The organism is Paenibacillus sp. PK3_47 (genome assembly GCF_023520895.1).
Taxonomy (GTDB): domain Bacteria; phylum Bacillota; class Bacilli; order Paenibacillales; family Paenibacillaceae; genus Paenibacillus_AQ.
Genome location: NZ_CP026029.1, coordinates 6,667,597 through 6,687,411, shown reverse-complemented (window position 1 = coordinate 6,687,411; position 19,815 = coordinate 6,667,597). Strand labels below are relative to the sequence as shown.

The following is a 19,815-nucleotide window of genomic DNA, read 5'->3' as shown; positions in this document are numbered from 1 at the left end:
TACTGAGGTGATCTGGTTTTTGTTTGTTTTGGAGGATTGTGAAGACCGTTGCAAGAGGGAAAAGGCTAGCCGCCGGCGAATAGTATACTAGAGCTTAGTCTTGATTCCGGATTGAATGCCCGATCAGGGGTTTGTAAGTAAGGGGGATACCAGTGGATGAGGCTTGAAAAGACTGGTGAAGACATGATGTCTTCCGGCGTAACAGCTGCTCCGGTTATTGAACTGTCACAGATCACCAAACGGTATAACAGGCAGCCGGTACTGCAGGAGTTTTCTTTGACAGTAAATCCCGGAATGGCCGTTGCTCTAATTGGCCGCAATGGATCCGGTAAAAGCACGCTGCTCTCCATCCTTGCCGGACTGATAAAACCGACCTCAGGAAGAAGGCTGTGCAGCAGGCCCGGGCTTGTTATCGGCTATGCGCCGGAAGCTTTCCCTTCCTTAAAATTTACACCTGTGCAATATCTGCGCAGTATGGGTGAGATCGGCGGAATGGCGTCTAATCTGCTTGAGCAGAGGGTGACGGAACTGCTGGAAGCTTTTCAACTTAGTCCGTACCGGGACACTTCCATGTACAACTTTTCCAAAGGCATGCTGCAAAAGGTTAACCTAATCCAAAGCCTGATCCGGAAGCCTCAGCTGCTGCTGCTTGATGAACCGATGTCAGGCCTGGATCTTCCTTCACAGCAGACATTGCTTGAAATTCTTCTGGAGTTAAAACAGGGCGGAACAGCTATGGTGTTCTCAGTGCATGAGCCGCTGTGTGTGGAAGCTTTGGCTGACAGTGTCCATGTGCTGCAGCACGGGAGAACGGTAATGAAAATTACAGACCGGGGTAAGCTGCGCGATAAGCCCTCCACATACATAGTATTTACAAGCGGGCGATGGGACACCGATGAAATAACAGCCATGCCCGGCTTCATTTCTTTAGAGGAATGTATTGATGACTCAGGGGCAAAATGTACCGGTTTATCTGTTGAATCGGCCAGTAGTGATGTATATCTCAGATATTTGCTGGACACAGGCTCTTCTATTATTTCAGTAGAACCGAGCAGCGGCTTAAACCGTCTCCGGCAATGGATGGACCCGGTAAAAGCACGGGAGGGTGGATACACATGATGCCGCTCATTGTCTATTTGCTCCGCAGCTACAGCGCTTCTCAGCGGTATTTTGCGCCTATGGCAGGGATATTGATACCAGTGCTGATTCTGTATTCCTATACCCCGAACCCTGTAATGAGCAGCTATGCAGCAACGGCAGTCATCCTGTTTGCGGGCAGCGCCTGGCTGGGGCTTAGCTTTCTGAATCATCAGCCGCCGGTGCAGCGGCAGGTCTCAGCCGTGCATATGCGGAGTGCTGTCAGATATAGTTTCGGGGAGCTGTTGACACTTATCATTTTAACGCTGTCGTTTACACTGATTATTGTCCTGTATCCGTTAGTCACAGGCAGTTTTGACGGTCCGGCAGGCATGAATCAGCTCGTAATGGCTATAACCGGACACTTCCTGTGCGGTCTTCTCGGGGTTGTCATTTCACTGTATCTGCAGGCTTCGTGGATTCCAAAACACAGCTACGCAATAGGGCTGATGATGATTGTAATCATACTCTCCATTGGGGGCGCAGAGGTTGCTTCGTTTGTCCCGGGACTTTTTGTCCAAGTGCTGCTCCCTCCGGTTTCAAGCCTGATGGAGGAAATGATGCATGGGGACAGTCCGGCGGACACGGCCTTTTGGGGCGCTGCGCTGCATGCCTTGATCTACATTTCATTACTGGCCGGAATGTATTTGCTGCGCACCAGCCGGAAGGATTTTAACAAAAGCATGTAATATAAAGAAAAGTAAGGGGAGGAAAGATGAAGGATACACAAGTACCGGAGAGTGAACAATCCAAAGAGTTATTTGCTTATTTCGGTCTGGCCGTTTATTATTGTCAGGCTTTGGAGCAGCAGTTGACGAATCTGCTCCTGCTTACGAAGCTGTCTCAGGGCAAAACCCCTACAGAAGCGGATTTGGCAGATTTGTATCAGCGCAAACTCAGCAATTCACTCGGCCAGCTCATCAAAGAAATCCAGCATCATTTTCCATTCTCGGAGGAAGAGACACAGCAGCTGCAGGCTGTCTGGAAACAGCGCAATCATATTGTCCATGATTATTTCAAGGAACGGATTCAGGAGACCTTTACTCCCGCCGGCAGAGCCCATATGATCCGCGAACTGAAGCGTTTTAAGAACAAAGCCAGAAGCCTTGAAATCAAGCTGCAGAGCTATTGCACGGAAATGTATACAAAGCTCGGACTTGAGGAGGGGACTTATAAATGAATGATTGTATAAAGAAGACCGGGTACTTGAACGCTTCTATAATGGAGAAAAGATCCGCCAGGGCTTTATCGATTATATCGTGAAGAAGCTTTAGCAGTACAAGGATACAATGACCAGAACAAAGACCCTCAAGCAGCCGGATATCCGGCTGAACTGAGGGTCTTTGCGTTTTAGCGGTCTGCGTTAACCGCCAAACTCAGGAATTTGCCTGCGCAAGCTCCAGTAGACCGCATGTCTTAATGACCTCGGGAGCAAAATGCACAGCGGAGGCTCCTGTACACCGGGCCAGATTGGACAAAGCCCTGCTCAGCGGAGGAATCATGTCTGCATCCAGCGCTTCTCCCGGTTCCCACCACCAGCGGGAAATCGTCAGGATTCCGGTTTTCCGGTTCATCACCGGCTCAAACCGGGCCACAAAGCGGTCAGCATACAGCAGCGGAAGCACATAATACCCGTATTCCCGCTGAGCAGCGGGCTTGTACACTTCCCAGCGGTACTGGAAGTTGAACAGCTGAAGAATCAGCTCCCTGTCCCACAGCAGATTATCGAGCGGAGCCAGGGCGGCGGCATAACTGCCCGGTACAGCTTCACCAGCAACCCCTTCGGATAAAACACCTTCCAGTACCGGGGCATCCGTTGTCCTCATGTACAGCGGAAGCTTCACGCCTTCAACCCGTACCTCGCGGATGCTGTCATTCAGCAGCAGGCGCTGCACTGCAGCTGTACGCTCCTTGCTCTTCAGACCGTGTATGCCAAGCCAGCCGTCCCCGGATTTGTTCCACTGCAGCCCGATGCTGCCAATCCGCCGGAGCACATACCAGTCGTGGTGTTGCTCTTCTGTCACATTGGGATCTTCAGATGCCAGCAGCTTCTCCGGCAGCAGCTTCTCCGTTAAATGATAATAGCGGCGGGTATGCACACGGTGATGTACAGTAATTTCTCCCCGGAAGTACATGCTCTCCATGGCTGCCCTGGTTAATCTGGCAGGAGCCCAGGCCCAGTTGATCTTCTCTTTGCCTTCCAGATCGATAGAGGAGAGCGGCCCGCGCACAATCAGCTGTTCACGGATGGTGGCGGCCATCAGATTCAGGGCTTCGTTCTGCTGGTAGCGTTCCGCAGTCAGCTTTCTGCGCCGTGCGAAATAAGGCCAATCCTCTGTGCAGTAAATAGACATGTTCTTGTCCCAGCCGTCGATCAGCAGTCTGTCTTTATAGAGCAGTTCAGAGGCGAGCTCGGGAACGAAGCCGGGGACACGGGCTTGAAGCACCAGCTCATGGTTATGTCCCGCAATGTTCAGCGGATCATACTGAATGCAGCCTGCATGGCGGACAAATTCATAAATACTCTGCTTCCCGGCAGCCAAACCTCCGTTAACCAGCCTCTGGTGGCGCAGCAAAAACAGCCGGGCCTGCTGCTTGCTGATCTGATAGGTAACCAATGCCGCTCACTCCAATCTTATGTATTAGATTCCATTATACGGAACTGATGTTCTGTATACAAGGACAGAAAAAGCCCCCGCCGTTCTAATAACGGCGAAGGGCTTTCAGACTGTAAAATCCTTAAATTTGTTTCATAGACGGCTGAAGTCCGGCAGCCGAAGATCTGGTTGCGGCAGCAGATCCTTCTGCTCCGCCTCCGGCACCAGCGCCAAGCTGCAGCTGATACATCCGGAAGTAACGTCCGCCGAGCGCCATCAGCTCATCGTGGCTTCCCCGCTCTACAATCTGGCCTTTATGCAGGACGAGAATCTGGTCGGCACTGCGGATGGTAGAGAGGCGGTGTGCGATGATAAAGGTAGTCCGGCCCTTTTTGAGGACCTCAAGCGCGTTCTGGATAATGCTCTCTGTTTCGGTATCGATGTTGGATGTCGCTTCATCCAGAATAAGTATCGCCGGATCAAAGGACAATGCCCGGGCAAAAGAGATCAGCTGGCGCTGTCCGGCAGACAGCGTGCTGCCTTTTTCCACAACCGGTTCGTCAAAGCCTTGGGGCAGATGGGCTAGCAGCTTATCCGCACCGACTTCCTTAAGCGCCCGTTCTACACGCTCACGGGAGATCCGTTCATCCCCCAGACTGACGTTGGAAGCGATCGTCCCTGTAAAGAGATATGGATCCTGAAGGACAATCCCCATATGGCTGCGCAGCCACTGCTTCGGAAGCTTGGTAACCTCCTGGCCGTCAATCGTGATGCTGCCGCGCTGCGGATCATAGAACCGGAACAGCAGATTGATAATCGAGCTTTTTCCTGAACCGGTGTGTCCGACAAGTGCGACGGTCTCGCCCGGGCGGGCCTCAAAGGAGATATCGCGCAGGACGAAGTCTTTTTTATAGGCAAAAGATACATCCTTAAAGACCACATTTCCCTTGTAGCGCGGCATGGAACCATCGGTTACCGGCTCACCTGGCTCATCCATAAGGGTAAAGACACGTCCGGCAGATACCATGGAGGTATCCAGGTTCGCCAGCTGGTTAACCATACCGGTAATCGGCTGGAACAGACGGCCCAGTACATCGACGAATGCATACAGTACACCAAGCGACACAAAGGTAGAGCCGTTCATGCTGCCGAAGCCGAAATAACACAGCACGAGCACAAAAGCGACATTCCGCAGAATGTTGACCAGGTTGTGTGAGGTAAAGGCGTTCAGATTGAGCATTTTGTTCTGGTATTTCAGATAGTCATCGTTCAGCTGCTCAAATTCTTCACTGCTTCTCTTCTGGCGGCGGAAAATCCGGATAATGGACATCCCTTGAATCGATTCATTAATAATCGCGTTAATCTCACTCAAGCGTGAACGGATGATCGTGTTGTATTTGGTAGCCACTTTACGGTACAGCACAATCCAGGCAATGATAATCGGAACGATGAACAAGCTGACCAGACCCAGCCGGGCATCCAGCAGGAACAGGGCAACATAGACCCCGATAATGTTAATGATCCCTGTGCTGAAATTAGAGAGTACGGCGATGAACAGATCCTTAACCGCCTCCGTATCATTGGTAACCCGGGACACCACTTTACCTGCCGGCAGATTGTCGAAAAAGTAAACCGGCAGCCGCTGGATATGGGCATACACGTCGGTACGGAGCTTGCGGATCACCTGGTTGGCTGAAGACTGCAGCCAGTAGGTTTTGCCGAATTCTGCCAGAATGGAGATGAACAGAAATACAGCATAGAGCCCGACCAGCTCATAAATGCCTGGAAGCTCCGGCTTGTAAAAGCCATACAGCTCACCCGCCGACAGCTTGGTTGCCGGATAGACGGACTCGGTTTCACCAAATTTGATATGCACCATTCCGTCAGAGAAAGTGCGTTTGCCTTCAGCCTGGGCTACAGGCTCATTAATGAAGTAAAAGCTGCGTCCCACCTGAAGCAGGCGGACCTCCTGGCCCTTGGCCTCACCTTCAGCAAAACGGTCTCCGCGTTTATATAGGGTGTTGTTATATTCAGCGGCATCCTCAGAGGAAGCCGTGGTGACGAAGAAGGGCTTTTCAATCGCCAGCAGGTGATTATCGATCATGTTCTTGGCGATAAAAGGTCCGGCCAGCTCAGCCGCCACTCCGATCGTAAGCAGCAGCAGGGCTGCGATAAAGGTTTTTTTGGCAGTCAGTGCATATTGCAGCAGGCGTTTGCCTGTACTTTGTGTCAAGGTTGACACCTCCTAAAGGTTTGTGCGGAGAAATTATTCGTTTGTAAGGTTATTTTCCACCTGCTGGCGGTCAAACTGCTCGCGGTACCAGCCGTTCATCTGCAGCAGCTCCTCATGGGTTCCGCGTTCGGTAATATGTCCGTTATCCAGCACGACAATGAGATCGGCATGTTCGATGGCAGAGAGGCGGTGCGTAGAGATCAGAGTCGTCTTGCCGGCACGTTCCTTGCGGATATTCTCAATAATCTGTGCTTCGGTGCGTGCATCAACAGCTGACAAAGCATCATCCAGAATCAGAATTTCCGGGTTTGAAATAAACGCTCTGGACAGGGAGACACGCTGCTTCTGGCCGCCGGAGAGGGACACGCCGCGTTCACCGACCATTGTATCCAGACCGTCTGACAGTGTACCAAGATCATTCTGGAAAGCAGCGGCCGTAATGGCCTTCATAATACGTTCATCGCTGGCATTGTCATAACCGAACTGGATATTTTCCCGCACGGATTTGGAGAACAAAATCTGCTCCTGCGGCACATAACCCATCCAGCTGTGCAGCTGATCCAGGGCAATCCGGTCAATCGGAACGCCGGAGATTGTAATCTCCCCGGTACCTGTCGGATATTCATGCAGCAGCTGCTTCAGCAGCGTGGATTTACCGCTGCCGGTCCGTCCGACTACGCCGAGCGTCTGGCCCTTGGAGAGGGAGAAGCTCACTCCGCTTAGATTGTCGATGGTTGATGTCGGATAACGGAAGGTTACATCCTTCAGCTCAATCGTGGACGGCTGGGCCACAGGAGTCGGGTGTGGGTCGTCCTGGACATCAGGCAGGGAATTTAGTGTTTCATCGATCCGTTCAAGGGAAGCCCCGCCGCGCTGCATAATGTTGATCAGCTCACCGATGGCGAACATCGGCCAGACGATCATCCCGAGGTACATATTGAAGGAGACAAGATCCCCCAGGGTAATTTGATTGCGGATCACAAGAAAAATACCGTAAGTAAGCGCAATGATATAACTGAGCCCGACACAGAAGCGGATGGTGGGTTCGAAAAAGGCATCGACGCGTGCGACGGCCATATTTTTGCGGTATACATCTTCGGTGATGTCGGAGAACCGTTTTTCATCCAGACGTTCCTGCACATAAGCACGGATGACCCGGATACCGGATACCGATTCAAGCACCTGGTCGTTCATATCGCCAAAAGCATCCTGAGCCAGGCTGTACCGGTCGTGAATGGCCTTGCCGTAAAAGATCATGGCGATTGCGATCAGCGGCAGCGGCAGCACAGCTGCGAGGGTAAGCTTCCAGCTGACCAGAATACCCATGGCAAGCAGAACAACGGTGAGATAGATGGTGGAGTCGACCAGCGTGAGCATCCCGAAGCCAACAGTCGCTGATACGGAACGGATATCATTTGTAGCTCTTGCCATCAGGTCACCAGTCCGGTTGCGTTCAAAAAAGGACGGAGTCATCGTCATCAGGCGGTCCATAAAGCGCGAACGCAGCAGCCGCTCCACCAGGTTGGAGCCCCCGAATAGTTTGTGCATCCATATGTACGTAATCCAATAAATAATAATCAGAAAGAAAATGATCAGGCCGATGTACATCATAAGGGAACTGACGGTTATAGACCCCTGTACAATATCGTCTATGGCATTGCCGAGCAGACGGGGGGGCAGCAGTTCAAGCACCCCAACTAAAATTAACAAAATTAAGCCTACAGCGTAGCGCTTTTTCTCCCGGCGGAAGAACCAGCCGAGATTGCGGAGAACGGAGAACAAGGGGAATCCCTACCTTTCGATTTGGTTTGGTTGTCGGGCAGTGGCCAGATTACTTGCAGGGTAGCGGAAGCTCTTAACAGCATACAAAAAGGCATACCATCCGGGAGCGGATGATATGCCTGTAATATACAGCGGCTATCATGGTCACGGTGCTAAAGAACAGCACAGTGAACTGGAGAACTTTCAGAACCTGGTCATCAACATGTACGCGTAACACGCATGATGACTCAGATGGTTTCCACTACTTGGGCTGCTTCGGTATTCAGTTGTGGAGTGCTGCCGACAAGATCATAAAATTTCACATCAACTAAATTAAGCACCGAGATCACCCTTTCATTAATTTTGGTAATTACTTGCAACGCTGACTTCTGTTCAGAGTTTATCATCATGACTTAAGAAATGTCAAATGTAATTTTGAATAATTTACGAATTAGCTGTATGATAAAAGACGCCATAGCGGTTTGGATAATCGCCTTTGTTACAGTATGATAAGAAAAATGATAAGAAAAACAGGAGGAGCTGATTAGAATGAAGATGTTAATTACCCCGGAAGCAGCCGCCTGGTTCAAGAGAGAGCTTACGCTGCAGTCCGGAGACCATATCCGGCTGTTTCCCCGTTACAGCTCGGGCGGAGGACTGCATCCCGGTTTTTCGCTGGGCATTGCCACCGAACCGCCGGGCCGGCCGGCGGTGACCGCCGAGCAGGAAGGATTAATTTTTTATATGGAAGAACAGGACCTGTGGTATATGGAAGGCTATAGTCTGTCTATTGTCTATTCCGAGAAGGAAGACGATATCGAATATAACTATGAGCCGCTCCCGGTAAAGGAAGGCTTGCAGAAGTAATACTGCAGGTCAGCGGCTATAACGGCGGAGTATTTCAAAAAACCAAAAAAAGCCCTTGCCGGGAGGCAGGGCTTTTTGGAATTGAAAATAAAGGGGTATAATGTATTAGCTAGTGCGAGCTGCGGAACGGTTCTTCCTCCATGGCGAAATCGAAGTCATCAATGTCGTAGACCTGAACAGGAATTCCCCCTTCGATAATCCGCTGGATCAGCTCGAACTGGTCGGTCAGGACCGGTACCTTCTCCCGCTGGGAAGAGAGCAGCAGCTCGGTTTCGATCGGATCAAACATTTCACCGTATGCAGCAGTATCTACGCTGTTGATTATGGTAATCCGCGCCTGCCCGCCGCCAAGCAGGATGCCGGAGCTCTTCGCCCATGGGACTGCAAGGCAGCGGTTAATCTTCTTGGAATTGAGCGGTTCTTCAAAATAGTCGATCAGCTCGCGGATCTTGGACTTGACATGCTTGTCATCGTCAGGCCGGTTCATCAAAGGTTCATCGCTGTCCCGCAGTTCATACAATTCCATGACGCTGGTGTACGGCACTATATATTCCACAGGGCTTTGCGGTAAAAGAAGCTGGCCGTAAATCGCCATCATAACTGCTTCCGTTACAAATTGTCTAGACATCATTATCCTCCTGAAGTTCGGGTACTGCTATCGTACATATGGACTTAAAAATATAAAAACATTGTGGAGCCCAAATGTCAACAGTACCCAGTCATTCAGGAGAGAGAGGAAGTAACTTTCAGTGAAACAATGGAAATCCTACTTTACTTTTGTCCGTCCATACATGAAATGGATTGTGCTGACCCTGATTATCGGCATGATCAAATTCACCATTCCCCTGACGCTGCCGCTTATTCTGAAATATGTGGTGGATGATCTTCTTGCAAACTCGGTGCTTACCGTTGCGGAGAGAGTCTCCAAGCTGCTGCTTGTCCTTGGCGGCGCCTTGGTGCTGTTCGTAGTGGTCCGAGGACCGGTGGAGTATTTCCGCCAATATTTTGCCCAGCTCATTACAAGCCGCGTACTTTTTGATATGCGCAACAAGCTGTATGGACATCTGCAGCGGTTGTCACTGAGGTATTACCAGAACACCAAGGTTGGTGAGGCCATCTCCAGATTCATCAACGACGTAGAGCAGTCGAAAAATCTGGTGGAAGTCGGGATGATGAACGTTTGGCTGGATATGTTCACGCTTGTGTTTGCACTGGCCTTTATGTTCTACCTGAATCCGGTGCTGGCGCTTGTATCGATTGCCATACTGCCGTTATACGGCATCGCCGTAAATGTGCTTTATAAACGGCTGAAGGTGCTGACCAAGGACCGCTCACAGGCGCTGGCAGCGATCCAGGGCTATCTGCATGAGCGGATTCAGGGGATATCGATTATCCGCAGCTTTACCATGGAACGGGTGGACCAGCGGCAGTTCCAGGACATCAACGGCAAATTCCTCGATAAAGCTATGGCCCAGACCCGCTGGAACGCCGTCACCTTTGCGATTATCAATACACTGACGGATATTGCCCCGCTCCTTGTCATCGGTTACGGCGGCTATCAGGTGATTCACGGTAATTTGTCCCTGGGTACTTTTGTGGCCTTCTTCGGTTATCTCGACCGGATGTATGCGCCGCTGCGCCGTCTGATCAATTCTTCGACCGTTCTGACCCAGGCTTCCGCCTCGCTGGAGCGGGTGATGGAGCTGCTGAATGAACCCTATGATATCGTCGACAGACCAGGTGCGAAACCGCTGGCAAACCCTTCGGGGGCAATCGAGTTCCGGGACGTATGGTTCAAATACAACGATGAGAATGATTGGGTGCTGAAAAATATTAATTTGGGCATTTCACCCGGGCAAACGGTGGCTTTTGTCGGGATGAGCGGGGGCGGCAAGTCTTCGCTGATCAGCCTGATTCCGCGGTTCTATGATATCAGTGAAGGAAGCCTGCTCATGGACGGGCAGGATATCCGGGGCCTGACTCAGGAGAGCCTGCGGCGGACCGTCGGGATGGTGCTGCAGGACAATTTCCTGTTCAGCGGTTCTGTACGTGACAACATCCTGTTCGGTAATCCGGAAGCCAGCGATGCGGAGGTCATTTCGGCAGCCCAGGCAGCCAATGCCCATGATTTCATTATGCAGCTTCCGGACGGCTATGATACTGAAGTCGGCGAACGCGGTGTGAAGCTGTCTGGCGGCCAGAAGCAGCGTGTAGCGATTGCACGGGTATTCCTGAAGGACCCGAAGGTACTGATTCTTGACGAAGCGACATCTGCGCTGGATCTGGAGTCTGAACATTTGATCCAGCAGTCGCTGCAGTCCTTGTCCTCAGAACGCACCACGCTGATCGTAGCCCACCGCTTGTCTACCATCACCCATGCCGATCAGATTGTGGTGCTGGAGAATGGTGAGATTACCGAGCGCGGTACGCATGAAGCGCTTATGGAGCTGGAGGGCAGCTATGCGCGTTTGTTTAATGTGCAGCGGCTGGACGGATAGAATAGATATACTGAAGACAGCCTTTAGGGCTGTCTTTTTTCGATTATTGATAAGAGGTCGAGTGCACAGCGGACTGGGATTATTTGCTGCAGACCTATAGAGTCTAGATGGAATTACTCCATCTAATCCTTTCCTTATTCGTCATTTATAATTTTTAGTTGGAAATTCTCCAGCTATTCTGGCGGATAATAACCTTTAGTGACAAATCTGGCACGTATAAGCGGACTTTTTCCCGCTAGTATTCTGATACCGGTATTTTTCGGAGAATTAAATGGAGAAAATCCGCTTCGCTCGATTTATACACGTTCCCTAAGCCAACTTTCCATAACACGGCAGATAACTTAAACCTAGAAACAACAACAGGCAGTCCCCAAGCTCTTGATTGAGCTTATAGGACTGCCTGTCTTACAGTGATGTGGGACTAGCCTCTGCCAATCACCAGTGAGAGAATACCGGCTGCAATAAGCGGACCTACCGGTACGCCTTTGAAGACGGCCACACCGATGACCGTACCGATCAGAAGTCCGGCGACGACAGTAGGCTGGCTGCCCATGAGCACGGCACCGCGTCCGCCCAGGTAGGCAACCAGAATGCCGATCCCGATCGCGGCGAGCGATTTCCAGTGAAAAAAGGACTGCCAGATGCTTTGCAGCGTGATTTTGCCGCTGGCGAGCGGAGTCATCACGCCGATGGTCAGGATGATGATCCCGATGGTCAATCCGTACTTCTCCAGCCACGGAAAGACCTGCTGCAGCCCGAGTACTCTAAGCAGCAGCAGCGACACCATGGCGATGGTTACCGGTGAGTTATTGCTGACAATACCGAGTGCGGCGAGTGCAAGCAATAGAAGGGAGGTAATATCCATTGTTGTTGGACTCCTGTTCTATGCCAGCCGCTTTGCTGTGATATGATCGGCAATCAGTTTACCGTGACCCCGCCCGGTTTCAATGAACACCTCGTTGGCGTTGCGTCCGGAAGCAATGACTCCTGCGACATACAGTCCGGGAACATTGCTCTCCATAGTGGCAGGATTAAAGGTCGGCTTGTCCAGATCATCGTCCATGGTAACGCCCGCAGATGACAGCAATGTTCTGCTCGGACGGAAGCCGGTCAAGGCGAGGACAAAATCATTATCCAGCTCTGCCGTTTCCCCGCTGTGCCCCGTTACTGTTACTGAACCTGGCGTGATTTCCGTTACACGTGATTCCAGGTGCAGCGTAATCTTTTCTTTGGCGACCATGCTTTCAAAGACCGGACGCACCCACGGCTTGATATTATTGGAGATGCTGGCTCCCCGGTACACCATATCCACTGTTGCGCCAACGCGGATTAGCTCCAGTGCCGCATCTACAGCGGAATTACTTCCCCCGATCACAGTAACCTTCATTCCCGTATAAGGATGCGCTTCACCAAAATAATGCGAAACTTTAGGCAGCTCCTCACCCGGAATACCAATCATGTTAGGCTGGTCAAAATAACCGGTTGAGATCACGACATTAGCTGCTTTGCGGCTTTGGCGTTCTCCGCGTTTGTTAAGTGTATGTACGATAAAGCTTCCGTCTTCGAGACGCTCGACGCTGGTTGCTTCTTCGTATGCGGCAATATCCACTCCGTGATGCTCGGCTGCCCGGCGGTAATAGACAAGTGCTTCATGACGGTATGGCTTCTCATTGGGGGAAGTGAAGGGCACCTCACCAATTTCGAGCAAAGCCGTAGTGCTGAAAAACTGCATATTGGTCGGGTACAGATAGATGGAGTGGACGATAAAGTTTTTTTCGATGATCAGGCTGGACAGCCCTTGACGCTGGCATTCTATAGCGGCAGATAGTCCGCAGGGACCGGCTCCGATAATGATTACATCCTTCATGCTGTTTACAACCTCCTGGGTATGGTTTTTCTCTAATCTAAATCGTACCTCAAATTAAAGGTTTTCGCCAACGGTATTGAAATTTAATGATCTTTGATTGCTTGGGAAAAAAGATTGAAGTATAATTAGATATATATCTAAATTGATGATCGAAAGAAATGCAGTTCAATAAATGATTAGGGGAGTGAACCTATGCAGCTCGAGAAAATTGTGAACTATCATAAAGCATTGGCCGATCCGACAAGGCTGCGTATGCTGCTGCTTTTGTCCCAGGGGGAGATGCACGGACAGGCTTTGGCCGAGAAATTGAGCCTTTCACAGCCTACCGTAACGCATCATGCCGCCAAACTGCGCGAAGCCGCAATGATCAAGGAGCGCAGGGACAAGAATACAGTGTATTTTACGCTGAATCCCGAGTTCATCCAAGCAGGGGCGGATGCCTCGCTAAAATTTATTTTTGCCAAAGGAGCAGAGGAGATGGAGGATTTATCAGCGTCAGACAGCCTGAAGAACTCAGTGCTGCGTAATTTTTTTGCCAAGGACGGCCGGCTGCGCCAGATTCCCGCACAATACAAAAAGAAGCTGATCGCCCTGCAGTATATGGTGGAGCAGCTGGAGCCGGGCAGAGTGTACAGCGAGAAAGAGATTAACGAATTTATCAAACAGTACCATGAGGATTATGCGACGATCCGCCGCGAGTTCATCATGCACCAGTTCATGTACCGCGACAACGACCGGTATGAGCTCAATCCGCCGGAAGTGTGGACACGCTGGGAAGATGTGAAATAATAGGAATGCTTATGCCTGTTCTTGTTACTGCTACTGCCAATAAAACCAGCCGGATTTGTACCCGGCAACCAGGAACAGAACGATCCATCCCCACAGCATCAAAAGTCGGAATGAGCGGGGAATGACCAGATACTCGGAGTACAGCCTGTTCAGGAATTTCATGGATAAGCCCCCTTTCTGTTTATAATAACATACGGGGGCTTCTGTACGGCATTTCGGGAGGATAATATAATCTTACATATCATCTAACAATGAATAAAGTAAGGTATATATCCTTGGACTCAAGTACTCCGACAGTTGCCCTGAAGGGGACCGGAATAAATTCATGGCATATAATGGGTTCATTAAGGGTAATAAACGTTAATTCGGAAATGGAGGGATGATCATGAAAAAATCGATGCTGACGATAAGCTTCACTTTGATGTCTGGCCTGATTCTAGGCGCATGCAGCAGCGAAGGCGCAAATAACACGCCGGAGCCGACAGCGACTGCTGCACCTACAGCTGCAGCCACAGTCCCTGCTGAAGAGGCAACCGCCGCACCGGGGCCTGCTGCCACCCCGGATGAAACAGCCAGCCCGGCAGAAACCGTACCACAGGCTTCCGAACGTCCTGTAACACAGGAGTTTGGCGAACAGGAGGGGGGCGTCCCTGGCCAAGCGGGTACACTTACCCAGGGGAACGGGTATTCACTATATGTATTTGACAGCTTTGCTTTTGATCCGGCAGAGAACAGGCTGTCACTGGCCGAAGACCCGGACTATTATGCGGAGATAGAGCTGCTGCCTGCCGATTATAATCTCGCTGCGCTGAAGCAGCAGGGCCAGACGGAGCTGTCAGCCATGGGAGAGCCGCAGGACTACAGCGGAGAATTGATTGAGCATCCGCTCGGGTTCGCTGAACTTTATTTGCAGGTAAGCGGTGCTGAAGGATCTGCAGATTATGTGGTATGGAAAAATCAGTCCGGCGATGCTTTTCTGTTCCGGATCCATAATCCGGAAGGGGAATCACCAGAATTCGCTAATTGGATCATGGTTTCCCTGGCCTCCCTTGAAACTGAAGGATAATCGATGACCCGTCAGGCCTGCGCCTGGCGGGTTTTGTTGTTTTTTTGAGCAGGCTGAAACATCACTGTTCCGGTTGCAAAAGTTGACTGGAACGGTCCAAAAATATTAAAATATAAGTAGAAATACAATATTTATAATAATTGAATTAGAAAAGCCCAAAATTTAAATGACACATAATGCTCTAATAAATAGGAATATTTTGTGACGGTGGAATACCTGCCTGATTAAATATTTTGAATAATGAATAAACTGGAATTGTAAGCGTTATCTGATATATTCATCGAAAGGAGACTTCCGTATGATATTCAAACGCGCCAAAAAAAATACAACTTCCGATCACATTGCTGTTACCTTGCCGCAGATCAAACAGGCTGTCAGGCAATTTGAAGCAGATATGCCTCCGGCGATTAACCGGACCGCACTGATTCTCGAGGACAAAAGTATCGATGTCAGCCGGCTCAAACGTTATTTGGGCGGAGTTCCCCGTCAGAAGTTCTATATGTCCCGGGAAACCTTTGAGATTTTTGAAGAATCTGACAAGCTGGTGCCCTATTATCTTGATCTGGTGCAATCTGCTGTGGACAATTATATCAGTGATACCGGCAAGCTGCCGCTGATTGAGGATGCTTACCTGCCTGAGGTGCATTACCGCCTGCTGCACAGTGAACGTTACCTCAAAGAAACCCCGCCATTCCCGCTGTACATCACAGAGGAGGAAATGATGCTGACGCATCGTGCGGAGCATTTTGAATGAAACAGCATACTGTATTTCAAGAAAGACTGTCCAGCTGGGAGGCCGTAAGGCTTTATTTCACCGGACAGTCTTTTCTTTGTGAATAAGAACATAGTACAATGAGTTTCTGGCAGATTGACCGATATCAGGATTGAAGGAGAACCTAACGCATGAAAAAAGTACAAGCCTTACTGTTCGATCTGGATAATACGCTGATGGACCGGGACCACACCTTCCGCAGCTTCAGCGAGCAATTCGTACAGGACTTTTTGGGACATTTGCCGCCGGAAGAAGCGCGGAAAACGGTCGAGGATATTATTGAACGGGATGCGGACGGCTATCGGGACAAGGACGGGTTTTTTGCTGAGCTGAGTGAAGTCCTTCCATGGCAGAGTCCGGTGCCGGCAGAGGCTATACGCAGCTATTATGATAAAAATTATGCTGGCCATGGGGCGGTCATGAAACACGCTGTGGACCTGCTGAATTACTGCCGGAAACGGGGCTACGTTATGGGACTGGTCACCAACGGCCGGAAGGAAATTCAGGACGGCAAAATCGATTTGCTGTCCCTGCGCGAATTTTTCTCCGCTATCGTCATTTCCGGGGAAGCCGGCATTGCCAAACCCGACCCGGATATCTACCGGCTGGCCCTTAAGCGGCTGGGGTTCTCTGCTGAACAAACTTTGTTCATTGGCGATCATCCGGTAAATGATATTTGGGGAGCGGGCAAAGCAGGCATGACAACCATCTGGCTGAGAAGAAACCATGCATGGGATGATAAGCTTGATGTTAGGCCGTGGAAAATCATTGATGAGCTGGATGAACTGAAGGACATTCTTTAGGCAATTCATACATTTTACCATATCGTGGTTGACAATCATCCGGAAGTGCGTTTATGATTACAGCATCTTAGTCTGGAAGGAGACGATGTTATATGACAGTTTATACTTTAATTTCGAGTGTTGTTGCTACTGTTGTATATACGCGTCTTCCGGGAACAGTTGAGTCAGAGTAAGCTCTGATCGACTTAACAGGTAAGCTCTATTTGCTTATTAGAGCCGCCGGGGACCGTAGGGTTCCGGCGGCTTTTTTGCGTGGATTAGAGCCATAGAACGATTCACGCACAGAATAGGGCAGGTCTGTCTTGTACGGAAGAAGACTGTCATTTTCTGAAGAGAAACTGCCGCCGGAACCATGTTCCGGCGGTTTTTTATGTTCCCGGAATCTGTGTCTTTCAAAGATATTAAAAAGTATGAAAACAAAAACTATATAGATTGAACTCATAAACTTTGGGGGATAGTGGCGGAGGAGAAGTTTGGAACTGTAGGAGCGTGAGCGTCCGCCTTTGTCACCGGATTTCAACAGCGAGAAGCGGTACAAATCAAGAAATTCTTGCGACAACAGCGGCCGGAAGTCCAAACATTCTCTGGAGTCACCCCAATCCCTAAAAAGAAAAATCATTAGTTCAATGTATATAGTTAACATCAAGCAATCAGGAGGAATCAGATGACGATTATTGAACAATACGGCTGGAATACAGTATGGAAAGACAAGTGGAACGGGAAATACCGGGAGCATGAGGGCAGAGATCTTCTTCCGGGGAGAATCATCGGGGATTTCGGCAGTAAATTCCGGGTCATTACGGAGACAGGGGAAACCTGGGGGGAACTGGCCGGCAGGCTGAGACATACCATGACGGACTCGGGTGAGTATCCGTCAGTAGGGGACTGGGTGCTGCTTGCGGTGCAGGACGGGGGAGAGCATGCCGTAATTCATGGTGTGCTTCCCCGCAGCAGTGTAATTTCCCGCAAGGCGGCAGGAAATACAAGGGATGAACAGATTGTGGCCAGCAATGTGGATACCCTGTTCCTGGTCAGCGCTCTAAATGATGATTTTAACGTCCGGCGGATGGAAAGGTATCTGATTATGGCCTGGAACAGCGGAGCCAACCCGGTAATCCTGCTAACCAAGGCCGATCTCTGTCAGGATGCCGAGTTAAAAATCGCGGAAATGGAGCGGGCGGCTCCCGGTGTTCCAGTCCACGCGGTCAGCGCGCTCCTCGGAGACGGGCGGGAGGCATTGCTGCCCTATATCCGCAGCGGGCAGACGGTTGCCCTCACGGGCTCCTCGGGCTGCGGAAAGTCAACCATGGTGAACTGGCTCAGCGGCAGGATGCTGCAGCTTACCCAGGATGTACGGGAGGGGGACAGCCGCGGAAGGCATACGACGACCCACCGGGAACTCTTCGTGCTGCCGGAGGGCGGAATCATCGTAGATACTCCGGGAATGCGGGAGCTTCAGCTGTGGGAGGATGAAGGCGGACTGGATCTGGCTTTCGGCGACATCAGCAGCCTGGCCGCGGGGTGCCGCTACAGTGACTGCAGCCATGAGCGTGAAGAGGGCTGCGCCGTCCTGCAGGCTGTCGCAGAGGGTGTGCTCGAAGAGAAGCGGCTGCTGAATTACCGCAAAACCCAGCGGGAGCTGCTGTATCAGAGCAGTAAAGAAGTGAAGCAGAAACGGAAATCTGCTGCAGCTGCCGTCAAGGCCGGATCATCACGCTCCAGAAATTCCGGCTGGCGTAAAGAGATGGATGAGTATTGAGCCTATGTAAGTAATACAGTCAGGACGATCTGGAGTATATTAAGAGCCTGCATTGTACAACAAGAGGGGTTCCCTGCCAGCCAATGGCTGCAGGAAACCCCTCTTGTGATATATATAAATAAAAGTCCGGTTTTTACTGGTGCAGATGCCTGATAAAAGTGAAGAAATCTATTGCCTGAAACCGGACCTTTAACGCTGGTGCGGTTCTTAGAATGTTACAGCAGCGTCTTTGGCAGCAGCCAGGCCGCTGGCGATGATATCAGCGGAAGCTTGCGGATTCTGGTTGTGGCCTTCGATGATCACTTGAGTGATATCCTGGAAGCCCCAGAAGCTCAGGTTGTTGACGATGAAGTTAACAGCCATTTCAGCGTTAGCTGCAGGACCCTGGGAGTAGATGCCGCCTCTTGCATTCAGAACAGCCGCTTTTTTGCCTGTAAGCAGACCTACAGGACCTTCAGCAGTGTATTTGAAAGCTGTACCGGCCTGGTTCAGGTAATCGATATAAGTATGCAGTACTGCAGGAACAGTCATGTTCCACAGCGGGAAGCCGAATACAACTTTGTCAGCTGCAACGAACTGGTCCAGATATTTCTTGACAAGCGCTGCACCGGCAGCTTCTTCAGGAGTGGCTTCAAAGCCTTGAGCGGCTTTATAGATGCCTGTAATCAAAGTGTTGTCATAGTAAGGAAGCTGTTCAGCGAACAGATCCAGCTCAGTGATTTGATCTTCCGGATGTGACTCTTTGTAGCTGGCCAGGAAGGCATTGTAAAGTTGAACACTTACCGCTTGCTCAGCCGGACGGTTATTAGCTTTGATAAAAAGAACATTAGACATTATGATTTCTCCTTAGGTATATAATAAATATTAACTATAAATAATATAGCATTTAGGTTTTAGTTTGTAAACAATCGTCGAAACAAATTTTTATTTTCTCGACAGCAAAGTGCTTTTCTTTTCAGACATACCATATCTCCTGATGCGGGGGAATATTTCGGGGACGGAATATCAATATGTAGTAAAAAGGGCGCCGACACGTCTTTTTTTGCATTTTTGGGCAAAGTTTAAGGTTCGCAGGTCCCGGTTATATAGGTGTTACAAGGCGGCAGGAAATGATTTCCTCTGCTCTGGTTGGCTAAGAATCATCAAAAAAGGAGCGATTGACATGTCCATTGACCGGTTCATCATTAAGAAATTGGACAACTGTCACGAAGAGCATACACGGCGCAACCTTGTGAAGTTGTTCAAGCTTCGGATTCAAAAGGCAGAGAAGGAAGAGAACAGAAATCACCGTATTAGCTGAATACAAGCCGCCGACATTACAAACCCGGGCCAACACATAGAGCGGAGCACATTTTCCAATGCTGGAAGGTGTGCTTTTTTTTGGGTAAAAAAAACTACCCCCCTGTTAATAGAGGGATAGCGCCAATGAATCATTTTCACTGTAACTGTGCAATATAGCTTCAGAGCCTTTAATTTCGATACTTATTAGAGAGTTCAGGCATTTCTGCAGGGCGCTTTTACCCTTTTGAATCTTGAGCTCCAGCGTGTTGTTCAGCAAGCGAAGCACCTTTTGGGTAGGCTGTTTGTTTTCAGTAGTGAAGTATACGGGTACCAGTTTGTTCTGAAATGTGATGAGCATTCTCATAATTGAAATCACCTCGCTACA

The 19,815-nt window shown here is 50.1% G+C and carries 20 protein-coding genes; 11 read left to right on the top strand and 9 right to left on the bottom strand.

What is annotated here, in order from left to right:
- The first annotated feature begins 156 nt into the window (after positions 1-156).
- The 3 genes from C2I18_RS29060 to C2I18_RS29050 are packed head-to-tail and all read left to right on the top strand — an operon-like array spanning position 157 to position 2,317.
- Complete coding sequence (locus C2I18_RS29060; protein ID WP_249899158.1) at positions 157-1,119, top strand: ABC transporter ATP-binding protein; 963 nt, start codon at positions 157-159, stop codon at positions 1,117-1,119.
- A complete protein-coding gene (locus C2I18_RS29055; RefSeq protein ID WP_249899157.1) occupies positions 1,116-1,826 on the top strand; it encodes a hypothetical protein in 711 nt (236 codons plus the stop codon). The genes C2I18_RS29060 and C2I18_RS29055 overlap by 4 nt, the downstream gene beginning before the upstream one ends.
- A 26-nt stretch (positions 1,827-1,852) precedes the next feature.
- On the top strand, positions 1,853-2,317 hold the full coding sequence (locus C2I18_RS29050; RefSeq protein ID WP_249899156.1) for a hypothetical protein: 465 nt from the start codon (positions 1,853-1,855) through the stop codon (positions 2,315-2,317).
- A 196-nt stretch (positions 2,318-2,513) separates the two neighbouring features.
- Here the strand turns inward: C2I18_RS29050 and C2I18_RS29045 are convergent, their stop codons facing one another.
- The 3 genes from C2I18_RS29045 to C2I18_RS29035 all read right to left on the bottom strand — a co-directional run bounded on the left by C2I18_RS29045 (position 2,514) and on the right by C2I18_RS29035 (position 7,749).
- A complete protein-coding gene (locus C2I18_RS29045; protein ID WP_249899155.1) occupies positions 2,514-3,755 on the bottom strand; it encodes a winged helix-turn-helix domain-containing protein in 1,242 nt (413 codons plus the stop codon).
- Positions 3,756-3,876: 121 nt separating this feature from the next.
- The gene (locus C2I18_RS29040; protein WP_249899154.1) at positions 3,877-5,967 is read right to left on the bottom strand and encodes an ABC transporter ATP-binding protein; all 2,091 of its coding nucleotides are present in this window, start codon (positions 5,965-5,967) and stop codon (positions 3,877-3,879) included.
- A 33-nt stretch (positions 5,968-6,000) separates the two neighbouring features.
- Positions 6,001-7,749: an ABC transporter ATP-binding protein gene (locus C2I18_RS29035; RefSeq protein WP_249899153.1), complete on the bottom strand. Its 1,749-nt coding sequence runs from the start codon at positions 7,747-7,749 to the stop codon at positions 6,001-6,003.
- Between the two features lie 528 nt (positions 7,750-8,277).
- Here C2I18_RS29035 and C2I18_RS29030 point away from each other — a divergent pair.
- The gene (locus C2I18_RS29030) at positions 8,278-8,595 is read left to right on the top strand and encodes a HesB/YadR/YfhF family protein (protein WP_249899152.1); all 318 of its coding nucleotides are present in this window, start codon (positions 8,278-8,280) and stop codon (positions 8,593-8,595) included.
- A gap of 109 nt (positions 8,596-8,704) precedes the next feature.
- Here the strand turns inward: C2I18_RS29030 and C2I18_RS29025 are convergent, their stop codons facing one another.
- Positions 8,705-9,223, bottom strand: coding sequence for an ADP-heptose synthase (locus C2I18_RS29025; RefSeq protein ID WP_249902289.1), 519 nt, complete (start codon positions 9,221-9,223; stop codon positions 8,705-8,707).
- A 121-nt stretch (positions 9,224-9,344) separates the two neighbouring features.
- On the opposite strand from C2I18_RS29025, the gene C2I18_RS29020 reads away from it, so the two are divergent.
- Positions 9,345-11,093, top strand: a complete 1,749-nt coding sequence (locus C2I18_RS29020; protein WP_275100948.1) for an ABC transporter ATP-binding protein — start codon at positions 9,345-9,347, stop codon at positions 11,091-11,093.
- A 421-nt stretch (positions 11,094-11,514) separates the two neighbouring features.
- Here the strand turns inward: C2I18_RS29020 and C2I18_RS29015 are convergent, their stop codons facing one another.
- Together C2I18_RS29015 and C2I18_RS29010 are read right to left on the bottom strand one after the other, a co-directional pair.
- Positions 11,515-11,958 carry a DUF441 domain-containing protein gene (locus tag C2I18_RS29015; RefSeq protein ID WP_249899151.1) on the bottom strand — a complete coding sequence of 148 codons (444 nt, stop codon included), beginning with the start codon at positions 11,956-11,958 and terminating at the stop codon, positions 11,515-11,517.
- 18 nt (positions 11,959-11,976) lie between these two features.
- Positions 11,977-12,960 carry a YpdA family putative bacillithiol disulfide reductase gene (locus tag C2I18_RS29010; protein WP_249899150.1) on the bottom strand — a complete coding sequence of 328 codons (984 nt, stop codon included), beginning with the start codon at positions 12,958-12,960 and terminating at the stop codon, positions 11,977-11,979.
- Between the two features lie 192 nt (positions 12,961-13,152).
- Here C2I18_RS29010 and C2I18_RS29005 point away from each other — a divergent pair, with 192 nt between their 5' ends.
- On the top strand, positions 13,153-13,749 hold the full coding sequence (locus C2I18_RS29005) for a DUF2087 domain-containing protein (RefSeq protein WP_249899149.1): 597 nt from the start codon (positions 13,153-13,155) through the stop codon (positions 13,747-13,749).
- 30 nt (positions 13,750-13,779) lie between these two features.
- Here C2I18_RS29005 and C2I18_RS29680 read toward each other — a convergent pair whose 3' ends face one another.
- Entirely contained in the window at positions 13,780-13,911 is a 132-nt protein-coding gene (locus tag C2I18_RS29680; RefSeq protein ID WP_275100947.1) for a hypothetical protein, read from the bottom strand.
- Between the two features lie 223 nt (positions 13,912-14,134).
- Here C2I18_RS29680 and C2I18_RS29000 point away from each other — a divergent pair, with 223 nt between their 5' ends.
- From C2I18_RS29000 to rsgA, 4 genes are all read left to right on the top strand, one after another.
- A complete protein-coding gene (locus C2I18_RS29000) occupies positions 14,135-14,815 on the top strand; it encodes a hypothetical protein (protein WP_249899148.1) in 681 nt (226 codons plus the stop codon).
- Between the two features lie 298 nt (positions 14,816-15,113).
- The gene (locus C2I18_RS28995; RefSeq protein ID WP_249899147.1) at positions 15,114-15,569 is read left to right on the top strand and encodes a DUF3939 domain-containing protein; all 456 of its coding nucleotides are present in this window, start codon (positions 15,114-15,116) and stop codon (positions 15,567-15,569) included.
- Between the two features lie 149 nt (positions 15,570-15,718).
- Entirely contained in the window at positions 15,719-16,390 is a 672-nt protein-coding gene (locus C2I18_RS28990) for an HAD family hydrolase (protein ID WP_249899146.1), read from the top strand.
- Positions 16,391-17,054: 664 nt separating this feature from the next.
- A complete protein-coding gene (gene rsgA, locus C2I18_RS28985) occupies positions 17,055-18,149 on the top strand; it encodes a ribosome small subunit-dependent GTPase A (RefSeq protein ID WP_249899145.1) in 1,095 nt (364 codons plus the stop codon).
- 207 nt (positions 18,150-18,356) lie between these two features.
- Here the strand turns inward: rsgA and C2I18_RS28980 are convergent, their stop codons facing one another.
- Positions 18,357-18,983 (bottom strand): FMN-dependent NADH-azoreductase, encoded by a 627-nt coding sequence (locus C2I18_RS28980; protein ID WP_249899144.1) that lies wholly within the window; start codon positions 18,981-18,983, stop codon positions 18,357-18,359.
- A 328-nt stretch (positions 18,984-19,311) separates the two neighbouring features.
- On the opposite strand from C2I18_RS28980, the gene C2I18_RS28975 reads away from it, so the two are divergent.
- Entirely contained in the window at positions 19,312-19,449 is a 138-nt protein-coding gene (locus tag C2I18_RS28975) for a hypothetical protein (RefSeq protein WP_249899143.1), read from the top strand.
- Positions 19,450-19,554: 105 nt separating this feature from the next.
- On the opposite strand, the gene C2I18_RS28970 is transcribed toward C2I18_RS28975, so the two are convergent.
- The gene (locus tag C2I18_RS28970) at positions 19,555-19,794 is read right to left on the bottom strand and encodes a hypothetical protein (RefSeq protein WP_249899142.1); all 240 of its coding nucleotides are present in this window, start codon (positions 19,792-19,794) and stop codon (positions 19,555-19,557) included.
- Between the last annotated feature and the right edge of the window lie 21 nt (positions 19,795-19,815).

Bases quoted from the DNA above. Each gene is read 5' to 3' on its own strand.
- C2I18_RS29060 (WP_249899158.1), top strand. From the start codon at position 157: ATGAGGCTTGAAAAGACTGGTGAAGACATGATGTCTTCCGGCGTAACA.
- C2I18_RS29055 (WP_249899157.1), top strand. From the start codon at position 1,116: ATGATGCCGCTCATTGTCTATTTGCTCCGCAGCTACAGCGCTTCTCAG.
- C2I18_RS29050 (WP_249899156.1), top strand. From the start codon at position 1,853: ATGAAGGATACACAAGTACCGGAGAGTGAACAATCCAAAGAGTTATTT.
- C2I18_RS29030 (WP_249899152.1), top strand. From the start codon at position 8,278: ATGAAGATGTTAATTACCCCGGAAGCAGCCGCCTGGTTCAAGAGAGAG.
- C2I18_RS29025 (WP_249902289.1), bottom strand. From the start codon at position 9,223: ATGTCTAGACAATTTGTAACGGAAGCAGTTATGATGGCGATTTACGGC.
- C2I18_RS29015 (WP_249899151.1), bottom strand. From the start codon at position 11,958: ATGGATATTACCTCCCTTCTATTGCTTGCACTCGCCGCACTCGGTATT.
- C2I18_RS29010 (WP_249899150.1), bottom strand. From the start codon at position 12,960: ATGAAGGATGTAATCATTATCGGAGCCGGTCCCTGCGGACTATCTGCC.
- C2I18_RS29005 (WP_249899149.1), top strand. From the start codon at position 13,153: ATGCAGCTCGAGAAAATTGTGAACTATCATAAAGCATTGGCCGATCCG.
- C2I18_RS29680 (WP_275100947.1), bottom strand. From the start codon at position 13,911: ATGAAATTCCTGAACAGGCTGTACTCCGAGTATCTGGTCATTCCCCGC.
- C2I18_RS29000 (WP_249899148.1), top strand. From the start codon at position 14,135: ATGAAAAAATCGATGCTGACGATAAGCTTCACTTTGATGTCTGGCCTG.
- C2I18_RS28995 (WP_249899147.1), top strand. From the start codon at position 15,114: ATGATATTCAAACGCGCCAAAAAAAATACAACTTCCGATCACATTGCT.
- C2I18_RS28990 (WP_249899146.1), top strand. From the start codon at position 15,719: ATGAAAAAAGTACAAGCCTTACTGTTCGATCTGGATAATACGCTGATG.
- rsgA (WP_249899145.1), top strand. From the start codon at position 17,055: ATGACGATTATTGAACAATACGGCTGGAATACAGTATGGAAAGACAAG.
- C2I18_RS28980 (WP_249899144.1), bottom strand. From the start codon at position 18,983: ATGTCTAATGTTCTTTTTATCAAAGCTAATAACCGTCCGGCTGAGCAA.
- C2I18_RS28975 (WP_249899143.1), top strand. From the start codon at position 19,312: ATGTCCATTGACCGGTTCATCATTAAGAAATTGGACAACTGTCACGAA.
- C2I18_RS28970 (WP_249899142.1), bottom strand. From the start codon at position 19,794: ATGAGAATGCTCATCACATTTCAGAACAAACTGGTACCCGTATACTTC.